General features: G+C 49.8%; 11 protein-coding genes. 4 read left to right on the forward strand and 7 right to left on the reverse strand.

What is annotated here, in order from left to right; translation table 11 throughout:
- Positions 1 to 2,697 (reverse strand): pyruvate dehydrogenase (acetyl-transferring), homodimeric type, encoded by a 2,697-nt coding sequence (aceE, locus tag QUE60_RS04975; RefSeq protein WP_286226258.1) that lies wholly within the window; start codon positions 2,695 to 2,697, stop codon positions 1 to 3.
- A 184-nt stretch (positions 2,698 to 2,881) separates the two neighbouring features.
- Here aceE and QUE60_RS04980 point away from each other — a divergent pair, with 184 nt between their 5' ends.
- From QUE60_RS04980 to QUE60_RS04995, 4 genes are read left to right on the forward strand one after another with little or no spacing between them, the layout of a single operon-like run.
- Positions 2,882 to 5,458: a PAS domain-containing sensor histidine kinase gene (locus tag QUE60_RS04980; protein WP_286226259.1), complete on the forward strand. Its 2,577-nt coding sequence runs from the start codon at positions 2,882 to 2,884 to the stop codon at positions 5,456 to 5,458.
- The gene (locus QUE60_RS04985; RefSeq protein WP_215368546.1) at positions 5,421 to 6,053 is read left to right on the forward strand and encodes a response regulator transcription factor; all 633 of its coding nucleotides are present in this window, start codon (positions 5,421 to 5,423) and stop codon (positions 6,051 to 6,053) included. The genes QUE60_RS04980 and QUE60_RS04985 overlap by 38 nt, the downstream gene beginning before the upstream one ends.
- Before the next feature lie 17 nt (positions 6,054 to 6,070).
- Complete coding sequence (folD, locus tag QUE60_RS04990; RefSeq protein ID WP_286224852.1) at positions 6,071 to 6,940, forward strand: bifunctional methylenetetrahydrofolate dehydrogenase/methenyltetrahydrofolate cyclohydrolase FolD; 870 nt, start codon at positions 6,071 to 6,073, stop codon at positions 6,938 to 6,940.
- Between the two features lie 50 nt (positions 6,941 to 6,990).
- On the forward strand, positions 6,991 to 9,117 hold the full coding sequence (locus tag QUE60_RS04995; RefSeq protein WP_286226260.1) for a M3 family metallopeptidase: 2,127 nt from the start codon (positions 6,991 to 6,993) through the stop codon (positions 9,115 to 9,117).
- Position 9,118: 1 nt separating this feature from the next.
- On the opposite strand, the gene xth is transcribed toward QUE60_RS04995, so the two are convergent.
- The 6 genes from xth to QUE60_RS05025 all read right to left on the reverse strand — a co-directional run bounded on the left by xth (position 9,119) and on the right by QUE60_RS05025 (position 15,901).
- Positions 9,119 to 9,970, reverse strand: a complete 852-nt coding sequence (xth, locus tag QUE60_RS05000; RefSeq protein WP_286226261.1) for an exodeoxyribonuclease III — start codon at positions 9,968 to 9,970, stop codon at positions 9,119 to 9,121.
- Positions 9,971 to 10,000: 30 nt separating this feature from the next.
- Positions 10,001 to 11,464 carry a nitrogen regulation protein NR(I) gene (gene ntrC, locus QUE60_RS05005; RefSeq protein ID WP_286226262.1) on the reverse strand — a complete coding sequence of 488 codons (1,464 nt, stop codon included), beginning with the start codon at positions 11,462 to 11,464 and terminating at the stop codon, positions 10,001 to 10,003.
- The gene (gene glnL / locus QUE60_RS05010; protein ID WP_286224858.1) at positions 11,461 to 12,597 is read right to left on the reverse strand and encodes a nitrogen regulation protein NR(II); all 1,137 of its coding nucleotides are present in this window, start codon (positions 12,595 to 12,597) and stop codon (positions 11,461 to 11,463) included. Before glnL ends, ntrC begins: the two co-directional genes overlap by 4 nt.
- A 23-nt stretch (positions 12,598 to 12,620) precedes the next feature.
- A complete protein-coding gene (glnA, locus tag QUE60_RS05015; RefSeq protein WP_286226263.1) occupies positions 12,621 to 14,036 on the reverse strand; it encodes a type I glutamate--ammonia ligase in 1,416 nt (471 codons plus the stop codon).
- A 187-nt stretch (positions 14,037 to 14,223) separates the two neighbouring features.
- Positions 14,224 to 15,039: a competence/damage-inducible protein A gene (locus QUE60_RS05020; protein WP_286226264.1), complete on the reverse strand. Its 816-nt coding sequence runs from the start codon at positions 15,037 to 15,039 to the stop codon at positions 14,224 to 14,226.
- Positions 15,032 to 15,901, reverse strand: coding sequence for an EI24 domain-containing protein (locus QUE60_RS05025; protein ID WP_286226265.1), 870 nt, complete (start codon positions 15,899 to 15,901; stop codon positions 15,032 to 15,034). Before QUE60_RS05025 ends, QUE60_RS05020 begins: the two co-directional genes overlap by 8 nt.
- Between the last annotated feature and the right edge of the window lie 18 nt (positions 15,902 to 15,919).

Below are 15,919 nucleotides of genomic sequence, written 5' to 3' on the forward strand. Positions count from 1 at the left end.
TTACATCTTCATGGGGTTGGGTTTATTGGGATCAATTTGGTACTTCGTAATCGCTTGTGCAACCTTACTGCGATCAATCTTCCCATCATCGGCCAAGGACTTCAGTGCAGCGACCGTAATCCAGTGACGATCCACCTCAAAGAAGTGACGCAGTTGCTCGCGTGTATCGGAGCGACCAAAGCCATCGGTTCCCAACACCTCATAACGACGACCCAGGTTCTGAATCGCTGGACGTATTTGCTCTGCAAACATGCGCATGTAGTCGGTGGCAGCAATGACTGGACCCTGATGATCTTTCAGTAAGCGCTCGACATGCGATAACTTCGGTGTGGCAGTTGGGTTAAGTAGATTGCTGCGGTTGGTTTGATTCCAATCCCGCCCAAGTTCGTTCATACTGGGGCAACCCCATAGATCCGAAGCAACTCCCCAATCCTGGTTTAATAGTTCTGCAGCAGCAATCACTTCGCGGAAGATCGTGCCACTACCGAGTAATTGAACGCGTAATGGATTTTTTACGTCACCCATCGACTGCAACTTGTACATTCCCTTAATAATGTCTTGCTCAGCACCCTTAGGCATCGCTGGGTGAGCATAGTTCTCATTCATTAAGGTGATGTAGTAATAGACATCTTCTTGCTCGGTCAGCATGCGACGCATACCATCCTGAATCACAACCGCTAACTCAAACGCAAAGGTGGGGTCATAGCTCACGCAGTTCGGCACGGCTGCCGCCCAGATCTGGCTATGGCCATCCTCGTGTTGCAAGCCTTCACCGTTTAGAGTCGTGCGACCGGCAGTACCACCAAGAAGGAAACCGCGACTGCGCATATCCCCGGCAGCCCATGCTAAATCACCAATGCGCTGGAAACCGAACATGGAATAGAAGATGTAGAACGGCAACATCGGCACTCCGTGGGTGGAATATGATGTCGCGGCTGCAATCCAGTCACACATGCCACCGGCCTCGTTAATACCCTCTTGCAGAATTTGTCCGGCTTTATCTTCTTTGTAGAACATCAACTGATCGTGATCTTCTGGGGTGTAAAGCTGTCCCAACTGATTCCAGATACCAAGTTGGCGGAACATACCTTCCATACCAAAGGTACGTGACTCGTCAGGCACGATCGGTACAACTCGGCGTCCAATGGTCTTATCACGCACGACTGTATTTAGTAAGCGTACAAAGGCCATGGTGGTTGAGATCTCACGGCCTTCGGTCGTTGCTTCTAAAAGAGGTGCGAAGGCATCGAGTGCAGGGACTGGCAAGCTCTCAGCTTTTGCACGGCGTTGTGGCAGATAGCCGCCCAGCTCCATGCGTCGTGCGCGCATGTATTCCAGTTCAGGGCTACCCTCGGGGAACTTCACAAAGGGCATATCAGCCAATTGATCATCGCTTACCGGAATCTCAAAGCGATCCCTAAAACGCACCACATCGTCATGACTCATCTTCTTCGCTTGGTGAGCAATGTTCATACCCTCACCTGAGCCACCCATGCCATAGCCTTTAATGGTTTTCGCCAAAATCACTGTTGGTTGACCACGATGGTTCACAGCCGAATGAAACGCGGCGTAGACTTTATGGGGATCATGGCCACCGCGATTGAGGTTCCAAATATCCTCATCACTCCAGTCAGCCACTAAGGCTTTTAGTTCTGGGGTATTAAATACCTTCTCACGGACATAGGCACCATTTTTGGCTTTCATGGTTTGGTACTCACCATCCACAATCTCACCCAAGCGCTGCATCAAGATGCCATTCTTATCGCGGGCAAAAAGTGCGTCCCAATGACCGCCCCAAACCACTTTGATGACATTCCAACCAGCGCCTCGGAACTCGCTCTCAAGCTCCTGAATAATCTTGCCATTACCACGAACCGGTCCATCTAGGCGCTGCAGGTTGCAGTTCACCACAAAAATGAGGTTGTCGAGTTTCTCACGGCCCGCCATACCAATAGCGCCGAGCGACTCGGGTTCATCGGTTTCACCATCACCCAAGAAGGCCCACACTTTGCGACCTTCGGTCTTCGCAAAACCGCGATCCTCGAGGTAACGCATAAAGCGTGCTTGATAAATAGCCATGATGGGACCAAGGCCCATCGATACCGTGGGGAACTGCCAGAAATCAGGCATTAGCCAAGGATGGGGGTAGCTTGAAATGCCTTTGCCATCCACCTCTTGGCGGAAATTATTAAGCTGCTCATCGCTTAGGCGTCCCAACATATAGGCACGAGCGTATACACCGGGCGCCGAGTGTCCTTGGACGAAGATTAAATCGCCGCCATGTTGTTCGGACGGCGCATGCCAGAAGTGGTTGTATCCAACGTCATATAAGGTAGCAGCCGATTGGAAGGAAGAAATATGCCCGCCAACGTTTGTGTTCTTGTTGGCGCGCAATACCATCGCCATGGCATTCCACCGAGTAAAGGATCGAATTCGATGCTCGATATTTTGATCCCCTGGAATCCGCGCTTGGATCTCTACTGGAATCGTATTGATATACGGTGTTTCTGCATGAAAGGGTTGATCAACACCATTCACACGCGCATGCGCGATTTGCTGATCAATCAAATACGCAGCACGATCGGTGCCCTCATGCTTGATCACGCCATCGAGTGCTTCTAACCACTCTTTGGTTTCAACTGGATCAACATCCATTGGATTCATTTGACCTGCCACTTGCTCGGGTACAGCTGCCATGGTTTGCCTCCGTTTTAATCTGTGACGAGGGATTGTGTCCCTCTATGGCTAATATTCTAAGAATAGGTGACGATTGTGACAATTAATTTTCCACATTCCGGTAATCTTTATCACTATATGGAATAATATTGCAGTGCAAAGCCCTTTATATTAGGAACTTCCTCTAATTAGAAAGACCCTTGGATTGGCTACTGGGAACTCCTTGCAGGTAAAGCTCTACGAAGCGTTTAAACGAATGCCTTCGATCCGGCGCTTTATTGGTTCGCGCTTGGTTTACACGCCACTAATGGCGATTGTGATCTTTTTGGTGGTGATGGCCATCATTCTTGGAACGCTGCAAGTTCAAGAGCGACAACAACAAGAGGGCTCCCTCTTTCGTGAACTAAGTTTGGTGAAGCAGCGGATTCAGCTGCGCTTTATCAATAACAGTGAAGCTTTGCAATCCTTTAGTCGTGATCTCGCCCAAACCCAAAATGATCGCGCCGCACGTGACAAGGTCTTAGCTCAAATCGAGTCCTTTGTTTTAGGGAACCCCGAGATATTGCAGCTCATCTGGTTAAACGATAACGAGTGGCGGCAATGGATGATCCCTCCCCCCGCTCGTAATCATGAATGGTTTGATATCGTGCCCCAAGCAACCGATATTGATCGAGAATTAAAGAAAGCTCTGTTCTTAAGTCGTGAGACTAATCGACCCGCCTATAGTCAGGTAATTAGTATTACCGTCCCCAAAGACGATCCAATCATGAGTGAGCGTCAATCGGTTTTTTGGGAGGTTATTTCAATCTTCAAAGATGGGGAAGCAACAGGTGCACTCGCGGTGATGTACTCGAGCCAGGGGATCTTGCAATACATTATTCCACCCGAGCTAAAGAGCCAGCATCGCTACTCCTTAATTGGTAAAGATAATCGGGTGCTCGCCATTTCATCCGATCGCGATACACCCACGCGCTCACTCAGTAATGAAACGAGCCTAGACTTTGGTGCACTGGGCCCCAACATTATGTTACGCGTGGATACCTATCCACCTCCAACTGACCTCACCTTTCGGATGCTGCTGGGTGTTGTGATTGGCTTATCCGCTTTTGTGGTCTGGAGCTTGTGGTCGGTTCTAAAACAGATGCAAGTGCGTCAACTCACTGAAGCAAACTTACGAACTGAGAGTAGCTTCCGTAGAGTGCTAGAAGACTCCATGCCGGTCGGAATTCGGGCGCATGATATGGAAAAACGCATTACCTATGTCAATCGATCGTTTTCTGAAATGACGGGCTGGGCCCAAGAGGAGTTGCTTGGATTAAAACCGCCCTTTCCATTCTGGCCAGCCGAGCTTCACGAAGAATTAATGCAAAAGATGGCTGGGGCGCTTGAGGGTAATGCGAAGAATGGGATCGAGGGCACGATTCAGCGTAAGAATGGAACTCGGATTGCAACACGTACCTTTATCGCCCCATTAATTAATGATAAGGGCCAGCAAACCGGTTGGGTGACATCGGTGATTGATATCTCAGAACCCAAAAAGATCCGAGAAGAATTATCGGCTACTCAAGAGCGCTTTGTCACAGTGCTTGAGGGCTTAGATGCGGCCGTATCAGTGGTCTCGATTGAAACTGGCGAACTGCTCTTTGCTAATCGCTATTACCGCGAGCGCTTTGGCGATACCGCCAAGGGGCATATTGATCTAACCGGCCATGAGATGGATCCATCTTCCATCTTCCATTTTGAAGGTGATAACGTCGATGCCTTAGCAGGCCTCCCCGCGTCTGCCTTAAAACAATCCAATGAAATTGAATCTGAGGAGATTCAGTTACGAGGCGATACGACGCATTGGTACGAGGTGCGGCGCCGTTATATTTCGTGGGTGGATGGTCACCTGGCACAGTTACTGATTGCTACGGATATCACGCTGCGCAAGAATACCGAGGAGCTCGCCAGACAACAGGAAGAGCGGATGCAATTTACCAGCCGTCTTACCACCATGGGTGAGATGGCGTCCTCACTCGCACACGAGCTCAACCAACCTCTCTCTGCGATCTCGAACTATTGCATGGGAATTGCTAAGCGGCTATCGAGCACCCAAAATCCGCTCTCCAACGAGCTAGTCCCCGCATTAGAAAAAGCCAGCGACCAAGCACATCGGGCAGGCACGATCATTTCGCGCATTCGTAGCTTTGTAAAACGGAGTGAGCCACAAAGTAAGTTATGCAATATTGGCGACATCATCGCTGACTCTGTTGGTCTGGTGGAGATTGAAGCAAATCGCCACCGCCTCAAGATTATTTCCGAGATAGCCCCTGATATTCCTCAGGTTCAGCTTGACCCTGTTCTGATTCAGCAGGTCTTGGTCAACCTCCTGAAAAACTCCTTAGATAGCCTGCGCGAGGTTTACCCCCTCTCCTCACGTTGGTCGGCCCCACCGGTGAAGATTAGCGCTGACCTCGAAACCAGCACCTTCCCTAGCATGCTGCGGATTCGGGTGACCGATGCTGGGGCCGGCATCGCCGAGTCGGTTCTCAACCGAATGTTTGAACCCTTTTTTAGCACCAAATCCGATGGAATGGGCATGGGCCTGAATATTTGCCGCTCCATCATCGAGTCCCACCATGGTAGGCTGTGGGCCAAAAATCACATGGATACCGAGCACACACGCTTAGTCGGCTGCACCTTTACAATTCTGTTACCGTTGGAATCCAGTCAAATAACAAAGACGTCAATAGGAAATAGCGATGAACATGAGCAATCCACCGAAAACAACCCAGGCTGAAGTCGTTTATGTGGTTGACGACGATGAGGCAGTGCGCGACTCTCTGACCTGGTTACTTGAGAGTAACGGCTACACCGTCCGTTGCCATGCCAGTGCCGAGCGCTTCTTGCAGTCCCTCCAAAATACCGATAAGTCGACGATCTCGTGCTTAATATTAGATGTACGTATGCCCGGCATGTCGGGTCTTGAGCTCCAAGAGCGTCTCATCAGCGAGAACTTACCAATGCCCATCTCGTTCATCACTGGTCACGGGGATGTCTCGATGGCAGTGTCGACCATGAAGCGTGGCGCAGTCGACTTTATTGAGAAGCCCTTTAAAGAAAATGAACTGTGTGCGCTAGTTGAACGGATGCTCACCAAGGCACGCGTGGATTTTGCGCAGGCAGATCAACGTAAGAACACACAGAGCCTCTTGAGCAAACTCACCGGTCGTGAGCGCCAGGTTTTGGAGCGCATTGTGGCAGGTCGTCTGAACAAACAAATTGCCGATGATCTGAGCATCTCTATTAAGACCGTTGAAGCACATCGTGCCAACATCATGGAGAAGCTCAACGTCAACACTGTTGCTGACCTGCTGCGTCTGGCACTCTCTTAATCATTTGAGTAAGCGCGATGCCAGCCCAACTGATTGACGGTAATCTTCTCTCGAAAAAACTTCGGGCTGAGATTGCAACCCGCTCTGCCATCCTGACCGCTAAAGGTGTGCGGCCCGGATTGGCCGTGATTGTGGTGGGAGATGATCCTGCGAGCCAGGTATATGTACGCAATAAAGTGAAAGCCTGTGAGGATGTGGGATTTCATTCGGTCTTGGAACGCTACCCTGCGGAGCTTGATGAAGCCCAGCTCCTAGCGCGCATTGCGACTCTTAATGCAGATCCGAGTATTCATGGGATCTTGGTGCAATTACCCTTGCCTAAACATATCGCTGCTGATCGCGTCTTGGAGGCGATTGCTTCCGAGAAGGATGTTGATGGATTTCATGTGGCTAATGCTGGCGCCCTCATGGTCGGCGCCCCACTCTTTAAGCCCTGCACTCCTTATGGCTGCATGAAGATGCTCGAGAGCATTGAGTACCCACTGCGTGGTGCGCGTGCGGTTGTGATTGGGGCATCCAATATTGTGGGCAAGCCCATGGCAATGCTTTTACTTCAAGCGGGCGCCACGGTCACGATTTGCAATAGCAAGACCAAAGATCTCACAGCTCACACTAAAGAGGCGGATATCCTCGTGGTTGCAACTGGCAAACCCAAGATGATTACTGGCAATATGATCAAGCCAGGGTCGGTTGTCATTGACGTGGGTATTAATCGCCTACCAGATGGCAAGCTCTGTGGCGATGTGGATTTTGATACGGCCAAGTATGTGGCAGGTTGGATTACCCCCGTACCAGGCGGCGTTGGTCCCATGACCATCACCATGCTCCTCATGAATACCTTAGAGGCGGTTGAGCGTAGTACCAAGCCAGTGAGTAAGCTTAGCTAGTTGTTGTTGAGGGGAATACCGGTTTTTCTGCATTCGGGTAAGCTATCCCTATGAATGCTCCAATCAATCCCTCCTCCCTCGATTCCCGAAATCCCCTTTTATCCTTTGGTCGCGGCATTGCGCAGTACGATGCCGTGCGTCCTGAGCAAATTGCTCCAGCCATTGAGCACTTGCTAGGTATTTGCGAGAGTGCGGTTACTCTGGCGGTCGATCCAAAAACACCGGCAACGTGGCTTGATTTAGTCGAACCACTTGAGGATGCCACCGAGCAATTGGGTCGTTCATGGGGGGTGGTATCGCACCTCAATGCAGTCGCTGATACTCCAGAACTTCGTGCAGCTTATGGTGCGATGTTACCCAAAGTTACCGCCTTCTTTGCCAGTCTTGGGCAAAACTTAGCCCTCTACCAGCGCTATAAAGAGTTAAGGAATAGCTCTTCATTTGAAGCTCTAAGTGTTGATCAAAAGAAAGTGATTGAGAACTCCTTGCGTGACTTTCGTTTGGGAGGTGCGGAGCTACCCGATACTGATAAGCCCCGCTTTGCCCAGATCCAGGATGAGCAGGCGGTTTTGGCTAAAGCTTTTTCAGATCACGTGCTCGATGCCACCGACGTCTTTGTGCATGTGGTGACCTCGATTGACGATCTGGCTGGATTGCCTGAGGATGTGATTGCGGCAGCGGCTGATACTGCCAAACAAAAGGGCTTGGAAGGTTGGGCATTTACTCTGCACTTTCCATCCTATTATCCTGTGCAACAGTATGCTGAGAATCGCTCACTGCGGCGTCTCATGTATGAGGCATACGTCACACGCGCCTCCGAGCTAGCTGCGCAATATGGTCGTGGTCAACTGGAATGGGATAACACCCAAAACATGATTGATCAATTACGTCTGCGGGATGAAGAAGCAAGAATGCTTGGGTTTGCAAACTATGCGGCACTCAGCTTAGCTCCCAAGATGGCACGAGATGTGGCTGAGGTCGATACTTTTTTAAGTGACTTTGCCCAACGCGCCAAGCCATTTGCACAAAAGGATTGGTTAGAGCTGCAAGAGTTTGGAATGAAGTCCCTAGGCCTTCAAGAAATTGAGCCATGGGATATGGCATTTGTATCCGAGAGGCTCAAGCAAGCTCGTTATGCGTTCTCTGAGAATGAACTCAAACAGTACTTCCCTCTTCCAAAGGTTTTAGAGGGATTGTTTAAGGTAATCCAGACCCTATTCTCAGTGAGTATCCGCCCTGCATCGCTGCCCACATGGCATCCTAGCGTTCAATCGTTTGAGATCCTAAATGGTCAGCAGCAACCCATTGCTTACTTTTACCTAGATCCCTATGCGCGTCCAGGCAAACGCGGTGGTGCATGGATGGATGATGCGCGTGGCCGTCGTGTTTTTAGTAATGGCGAGGTGCAGGCACCAGTTGCGTATCTGGTTTGTAATTTTGCTGCACCCGTTGAGGTTGATGGTCAATTGCGCCAACCAACAATTACTCACGATGATGTCATTACCCTCTTTCATGAGAGCGGTCATGGTCTTCACCACCTTCTCACGCAAGTGGGCGCATTGGGTGTCTCTGGTATTAATGGAGTTGAATGGGATGCAGTTGAGTTACCCAGCCAGTTTATGGAGAACTTCTGCTGGGAGTGGGAAGTGTTACAAGGCATGACCGCTCATATTGATACGGGCGAGCCTTTACCCCGATCCTTATTTGACAAAATGCTGGCTGCCAAGAACTTCCAAAATGGCTTAACCACCATGCGTCAGCTAGTGTTTTCCTTAACTGATTGGCGTTTGCATTCGCGCTTTGATGCAAATACCGCACAAGGTCAGGCGGTCTTAGACCTGGCCCGATCGATCAATAACGAATACCACGTGATCCCACAAGCATCGATCTCACGCTGGCCCAATACCTTTAGTCATATCTTTGCGGGCGGTTATGCCGCAGGCTATTACAGCTATAAATGGGCTGAGGTTTTATCGGCAGATGTGTATGCTGCATTTGAGGAAGCGGCCAAGATTAAGGGCACGGTCTTGGATCCAGAGACGGGTGTTCGGTATCGCCAAGAGATTTTGGAGGTAGGCGGTAGTCGCCCGGCTGCTGAGTCATTTGCGGCGTTTCGGGGGCGCCCGCCGCAAATTGATGCGCTATTGCGTCACGGTGGCTTAGTGACTGCACATTAACTTATTTAGCAATCTCCACAATCACCGGAGCGTGATCCGAAGGCTGCTCCCAGCTCCTGGGGGTTTTATCAATCGTACTGGCCATGCATTTTTCTTGAAGAGCGTTGCTAAGTAGTATGTGATCAATACGCAATCCCGCGTTACGACGAAATGCCATCATGCGATAGTCCCACCAGCTATAGGATTTTGGGGCTTGCTCAAAGAGTCTGAAAGAGTCGTGCAATCCCAATTGAATGAGTCTCTGAAATTGCTCCCGCTCTTGCGGAGAAACTAGGTTTTGCCCTTCCCAAGCTTTGGGGTCATGCACATCCTGGTCCTCCGGCGCAATGTTGAAGTCGCCCAGCAGAGCTAAGCTGGGATAGGTTGCTAGTTCATCACGCAGCCAGATTTGCAAGGCTTGTAACCAAGCCAATTTGTACTGAAATTTATCGCTCGCCGGGTCTTGCCCATTGGGCATATAGGCACTGATGATGCGGATGGGTTGTGCTTCTTTAAATGAAATCGTGGCGGCAACAATCCTTTGCTGCTCATCAGCGAAGTTTGGGATGTTCTTGGTGACCTTTAGAAAGGTAGTTTGGGGATCGGAACTGATTGCACTGAGCGCGGCCTTGCGCACCACAATCGCGACACCGTTATAGGTTTTTTGGCCATTGGTGAGACTCAAGTAGCCGGCCTGCTCTAACTCTTGATGAGGATACTTATCATCAGTGAGTTTGAGTTCTTGGAGGCACAGGGCATCGATTGGACGTTGCGCTTTTTCCTGGCCCTCTAACCACTGAATCACATGCGGCAAACGAACCTTGATGGAATTCACGTTCCAAGCGGCTAAACGAATACTTGAATGGGTAGACATCACTGGATTGTAAAGGCCAGTGATGTTGACTTAGGCTTCGATCTGCAACTCTTGCAGTTTGCGTGTGATTGTATTGCGTCCAATTCCTAAGCGGGTTGCTGCCTCTACCTTACGGCCGCGCGTGACCTCAAGCGCCGCACTTAAGACCGAGCGCTCAAACTTAGCTAAGAGAGAATCAAATACCTCGTCTTGGTTCTCTTGCAGCATCTTGACCGCCAAGCGATGTAAGTTACTCTCCCAATCCCCGCCCCGTTGACTAATGCTGGCTTCTAAACTTTGTATAGAGGCGGCTACCGATGAACTTGCGCTTGTAGCAGGAGGATTGGCCGATTGCAGTAAATCCTCGGGGAGATCATGAACCCCAACAATGGTGGAGGGTGACATCACGGTCATCCAGTGGCAAAGGTTCTCGAGTTGACGCACGTTTCCGGGAAAGGACATTTGGCTAATCGCCTTAATGGCCTCATCCGATAGGCGCTTTGCCTCAACCCCTAAAGACTTCGCACTGGAGATCATGAAGTGCCGTGCAAGTGCAGGAATGTCTTCCGAGCGCTCACGTAAAGCGGGCAAACGGATCCGAATCACATTTAAGCGATGCAATAGATCTTCCCGGAATAATCCTTGCGCCACTCTTGCCTCTAGGTTCTGATGGGTCGCAGCAATAATGCGCACGTTCGCCCGAATCGGATCATGCCCACCCACGCGGTAGTAATGACCATCGGATAACACCCTTAAGAGCCGAGTTTGCAAATCAAATGGCATATCACCGATCTCATCTAAGAAGAGTGTGCCGCCCTCAGCCTGCTCAAAACGTCCACGCCGCAGTGCTTGCGCACCGGTAAATGCGCCACGCTCATGGCCAAATAACTCGGACTCAAGTAGGTCTTTGGGAATAGCTGCGGTGTTCAAGGCGATAAATGGTCCCTTGGCCCGTGGGCTGTGTTTATGTAGTGCATGCGCCACCAACTCTTTACCCGTTCCAGACTCACCTGTAATCAGCACCGTGACTTGCGATTGGGATAAACGTCCGATGGCTCGAAAGACCTCTTGCATAGCTGGCGCTTGACCAATGATCTCTGGGGCCTCTTGAAGCCATGCATTGGATTCTTTATTGGGTCCTGGTGAGCGTTTGCCTTCACTAACCGCACGATGAATCAACTCCACGGCCTTATCGATATCAAATGGTTTGGTGAGATACTCAAACGCCCCACTCTGAAACGATGAAACCGCTGACTCGAGGTCTGAATAGGCAGTCATAATGATGACTGGCAAATGCGGGTGGCTCGCCTTCACATGCTGTAACAAATCAATGCCATTGCCACGAGGCATACGGATATCGGAGATTAATACCTCTGGGGATTCTTTTTCAAGGGCATTGAGCACGTCATTGGGATTGCTGAAGCTACGATGCGGTATCTTCTCGCGACTTAGTGCCTTCTCGAGAACCCAGCGAATGGATTGATCGTCATCCACGATCCAGATTGGTTTGCTCATGCCGCTATCTCCTGCTTCCGATAAGGAATCTGTATATGAAAATCTGTATAGCCTGGACGGCTCTCGCAGGCAATAAAGCCCTGATGCTGCTGCACAAAGGTTTGCGCAAGGGTTAAACCAAGACCACTCCCGCCCTCGCGTCCCGAGACTAAGGGAAAAAAGATCCGCTCCCGAATCTCATCGGGGATACCAGGACCGTTATCAATCACATGCAGATCCAAGGCTAATTTATGACGTTGCTTCGCAATCGTTACCGAGCGTGCGACGCGGGTTCGTAATTCAATCTGGGCGGTCCCACGGCGAATTTCATCAGCCAAGGCTTGCGCAGCGTTGTGCACAATATTGAGGACCGCTTGAATCAGCTGCTCCTGATCGCCTAATATATCGGGCAAGCTGGTGTCGTAGTTCCGAATAATCTTCAAGCCTTGGGGGAACTCAGCTAATACCAGGCTACGAATGCGCTCCAAAACCTCATGAATATTAAGCGGCTCCATCGCATGGGCTTTGCGATGCGGCGCTAGTAAACGATCCACGAGGGTTTGCAGGCGATCTGACTCTTTAATAATGACCTGGGTGTACTCGCGTAGACCCTTCTCGGGTAACTCAAACTCCAGTAATTGAGCAGCTCCTCGAATACCACCGAGGGGATTTTTGATCTCGTGCGCAAGATTACGCATGAGTTGTTTATTGGCTTCAACTTGATGCGAGACGCGCTCGTCACGCTCACTACGTAATTGTTGATCGATCGGGAACCACTCCATCATCATGAGCGTTGGATCTTCTAACATTGCAATCACCACATGCACTGCAAGTGGCTCACGATAGATTTTTCCAGGAACCGAGTACAACACTAACTCTTGGCGCTGAGCCGCAGCGCGGCCTGCAAAGACCTCATCAATCATGTGATTTAAGGATTGGTTATCGCCAAAGAGGTCATACAGGGTTAAGCCTTGTAAGCTCTTGCGGGATAAATCCAAGGATGCTTCGGCAGCAGCGTTGGCATAGGCTAAATCTTTTGTGGCGCCCACAAACACCAATACCGAGTTTGGCATTTGGTCGAGCATGCTGGAAACAAAAGGGGCAGCGACTGGCGAACCAGTAACCGCCCCTTTACTTAATGGATTACGCAACATAGCGCGCGCAACCAATCAAATAATTACAGCGAGTAATACATATCAAACTCGATCGGATGCGTGGTCATTCTGAAGCGGGTGACCTCTTCCATCTTCAGATCAATGTAAGCATCGAGCATCGAATTTGTGAACACGCCACCACGAGTCAAGAACTCGCGATCCTTATCCAAGCACTCCAGAGCTTGATCCAAGCTATGGCACACGGTTGGGATCTTGGCATCTTCTTCAGGTGGCAAATCATAGAGGTTCTTATCAGCTGCTTCACCTGGATGAATCTTGTTCTGTACACCGTCCAGGCCTGCCATCAACAAGGCAGAGAATGCCAAGTATGGATTTGCTAATGGATCAGGGAAACGGGTCTCAATCCGGCGACCTTTTGGATTAGCAACGTATGGAATACGAATCGATGCCGAGCGGTTACGTGCTGAGTATGCCAACTTCACAGGGGCCTCAAAGCCTGGAACTAAACGCTTATAGGAGTTTGTACCTGGGTTGGTAATCGCATTGAGTGCACGAGCGTGCTTGATGATGCCGCCAATGTAATAAAGCGCGAACTCAGACAATCCCGAGTAGCCATTACCTGCAAAAAGGTTCTCACCGTTTTTCCAGACCGACTGATGCACGTGCATGCCTGAGCCGTTATCACCAACCACTGGCTTTGGCATAAAGGTTGCGGTCTTGCCATAGGCGTGCGCTACGTTCTGGACGACATACTTTTGCCAAATGGTCCAATCGGCGCGTTGTACGAGCGTGCTGAACTTGGTACCCAATTCATTTTGGCCTTGACCCGCAACTTCATGGTGATGCACTTCCACGGGAATGCCCAAGGACTCAAGAATCAAGCACATCTCGGAGCGCATGTCTTGGAAAGTATCAACAGGTGCAACGGGGAAATAACCACCCTTCTTACCAGGACGATGACCCGTGTTACCACCTTCAACATCAGCACCCGATGACCATGGTGCCTCTTCAGAATTGATCTTTACGAAGCAACCTTGCATGTCGACATTCCATTGCACGCCATCAAATACAAAGAACTCTGGCTCTGGACCAAAGTAAGCCGTATCTCCTAAACCGGAGCTCTTCAAATACGCTTCAGCGCGCTTAGCAATCGAACGTGGGTCGCGATCATAGCCCTTACCATCGGACGGCTCGATCACATCACAGGTGAGAACCAAGGTTGGCTCTTCGTAGAAGGGATCGACATACGCTGCGGTTGGGTCTGGCATGAGCAACATGTCCGACGCCTCAATACCCTTCCATCCAGCAATCGATGAACCATCGAACGCATGACCACTCTCAAATTTATCTTCATTGAATGCGGAGATAGGAACCGATACATGCTGCTCTTTTCCCTTGGTATCCACAAAGCGGAAGTCCACAAAAGTACATTCCTTTTCTTTGACTAATTTCATTACGTCTGCGACAGTTTTGGTCATGCAACTCTCCTCAATGAATAGATAATGCGTTTTTCAACAACATGGTTTTAACCATGCCAATTCTGATTTAATACATAGGATGAACTGTACTCGTGCAGGATTGCACGATTTTGACATTTTGCACTACTTTGGTGAATAAATTGCGATTTAAGCCAATATTGCACTATTTAAGTGCAATAAAGTGGATTTATTGGTGAATAAAAACCTCAAAACCAAGATCAGAAGTGCCAGATTTGAGCTTTTCAAGGGCCATTGGCACGATATCTGCATCACCCTTCACGCCCAACTCAATGTGGCGTCTAGCAAATACGCCGCCCCGAAGCGGATCACCCACCGAAGGCAAACTAAACACTTTAATCCCTTGAAATTCAGACTCAATGGATTCCATGAGTGGGGTTAAGGTCGATTCGATACCACTAGGAACAATGAAACTTTGCTCTAACCAGTTCGTTTGATGAAAATGATCACGGTAATGTTCATCCAAACACCAGGCCATCATCGGCGCAGCCATTACTGGAAATCCTGGAAAGAAATGGTGCTCACGGATCCGAAATCCCGGAATCTGGTTGTACGGATTAGGAATAATCTCGCTGCCCACTGGAAACTCACCCATCTTAAAGCGATGCTGGTTCTCAGGGCGATTGAGATCAGCTTTGATGGGATCGCCCTCGGCGCTGGCAATGATACGAGCTGTAATGAGCTCCTTCGCTTGCGGATGCAAGGCAAGCTCAACGCCTAGAGCGCGAGCAGCAGCCTGACGCGTATGGTCATCCGGAGTCGCTCCAATACCACCAGTACTAAAGACCACATCGCCACTTGCAAAGGTTTCTTTAAGGGTTTGGGTAATGTGATTGGGGTCGTCCGCCACATAACGAGCCCATGACAAATGCATACCCCGCTCACTGAGTAACTCAATCATCTTGCTCAAATGCTTATCACTGCGACGCCCCGACAGAATCTCATCCCCAATAACGATTAAGCCAAAACGACGCTCCTTAGCCATCAATCACTCCTGGATTTGATGGATTAGCGATCAAGGTTGCCGAGGTATCAATCGTGTTCAATTGCTCCTTCTGACGTAATTGCTTGAGCGCATGCAGCAAAAAATGACTAAACCAAAGAGCGGAGAAGATAAAGATGAGTGAGTATATCCACAGTGCCACAAAGGATACAAATGGAAAGAGGACTAAAGCCAATACCGAGGTGGCCCAAAAGAATGTAGGAACCGCACCAATCATCCCTGCGACCACGCCCATTCCCAAAAGAGTCCAGCGATGCTCTTCCAGTAATTGATTGCGCTCTTCTGCTGTTGCGTGATCTAGTAAAACATCATAGGCCATCAAACGCATCGTTAACCAGCCCCATAAGAGCGGTGGCAGAATCGCAAACAATGGGGGGATCCACCATACCGGTAGGGTCAGCATCACCAGAGCCAAGCAAATCAGTGCGGACCACAGGGTATAAAAGAAGCTGCCAACAAAGCTACCACCTTTGATTCGCATGATTCCTTCGTAGGCTTTTTGTTTCGCGACCGAATCCACTACAGCAGGAACGGTCGAGAATGCAATAAAAACCAAGAGGCTAATGGCAATGATTGGTATTAATAGGATCACTAAGAACAAGGGTGCAATCCAAGCGCGTGCCTCATCAAAGCCAACGTACTCAAGTCCCGATTGAATCCAGCTGGTAAAGATCGATGCGGTTAAGAAGGTACGCAACATCTCCAGCGCAGGCGACCAGATCAACCAAATCACGACCCCCCAGAAGATCGACACAATTAGAAATGGCCGAAAGCTCAACCACAGCATTTTTGGGTGCATGGTCCCAACCAATGCGAGGCCCAGTGAACGAATTAACTCAGACAATCGTGCTCCTTCATCTAC

The sequence above is a fragment of the Polynucleobacter sp. HIN11 genome, assembly GCF_030297675.1.
Lineage (GTDB): Bacteria > Pseudomonadota > Gammaproteobacteria > Burkholderiales > Burkholderiaceae > Polynucleobacter.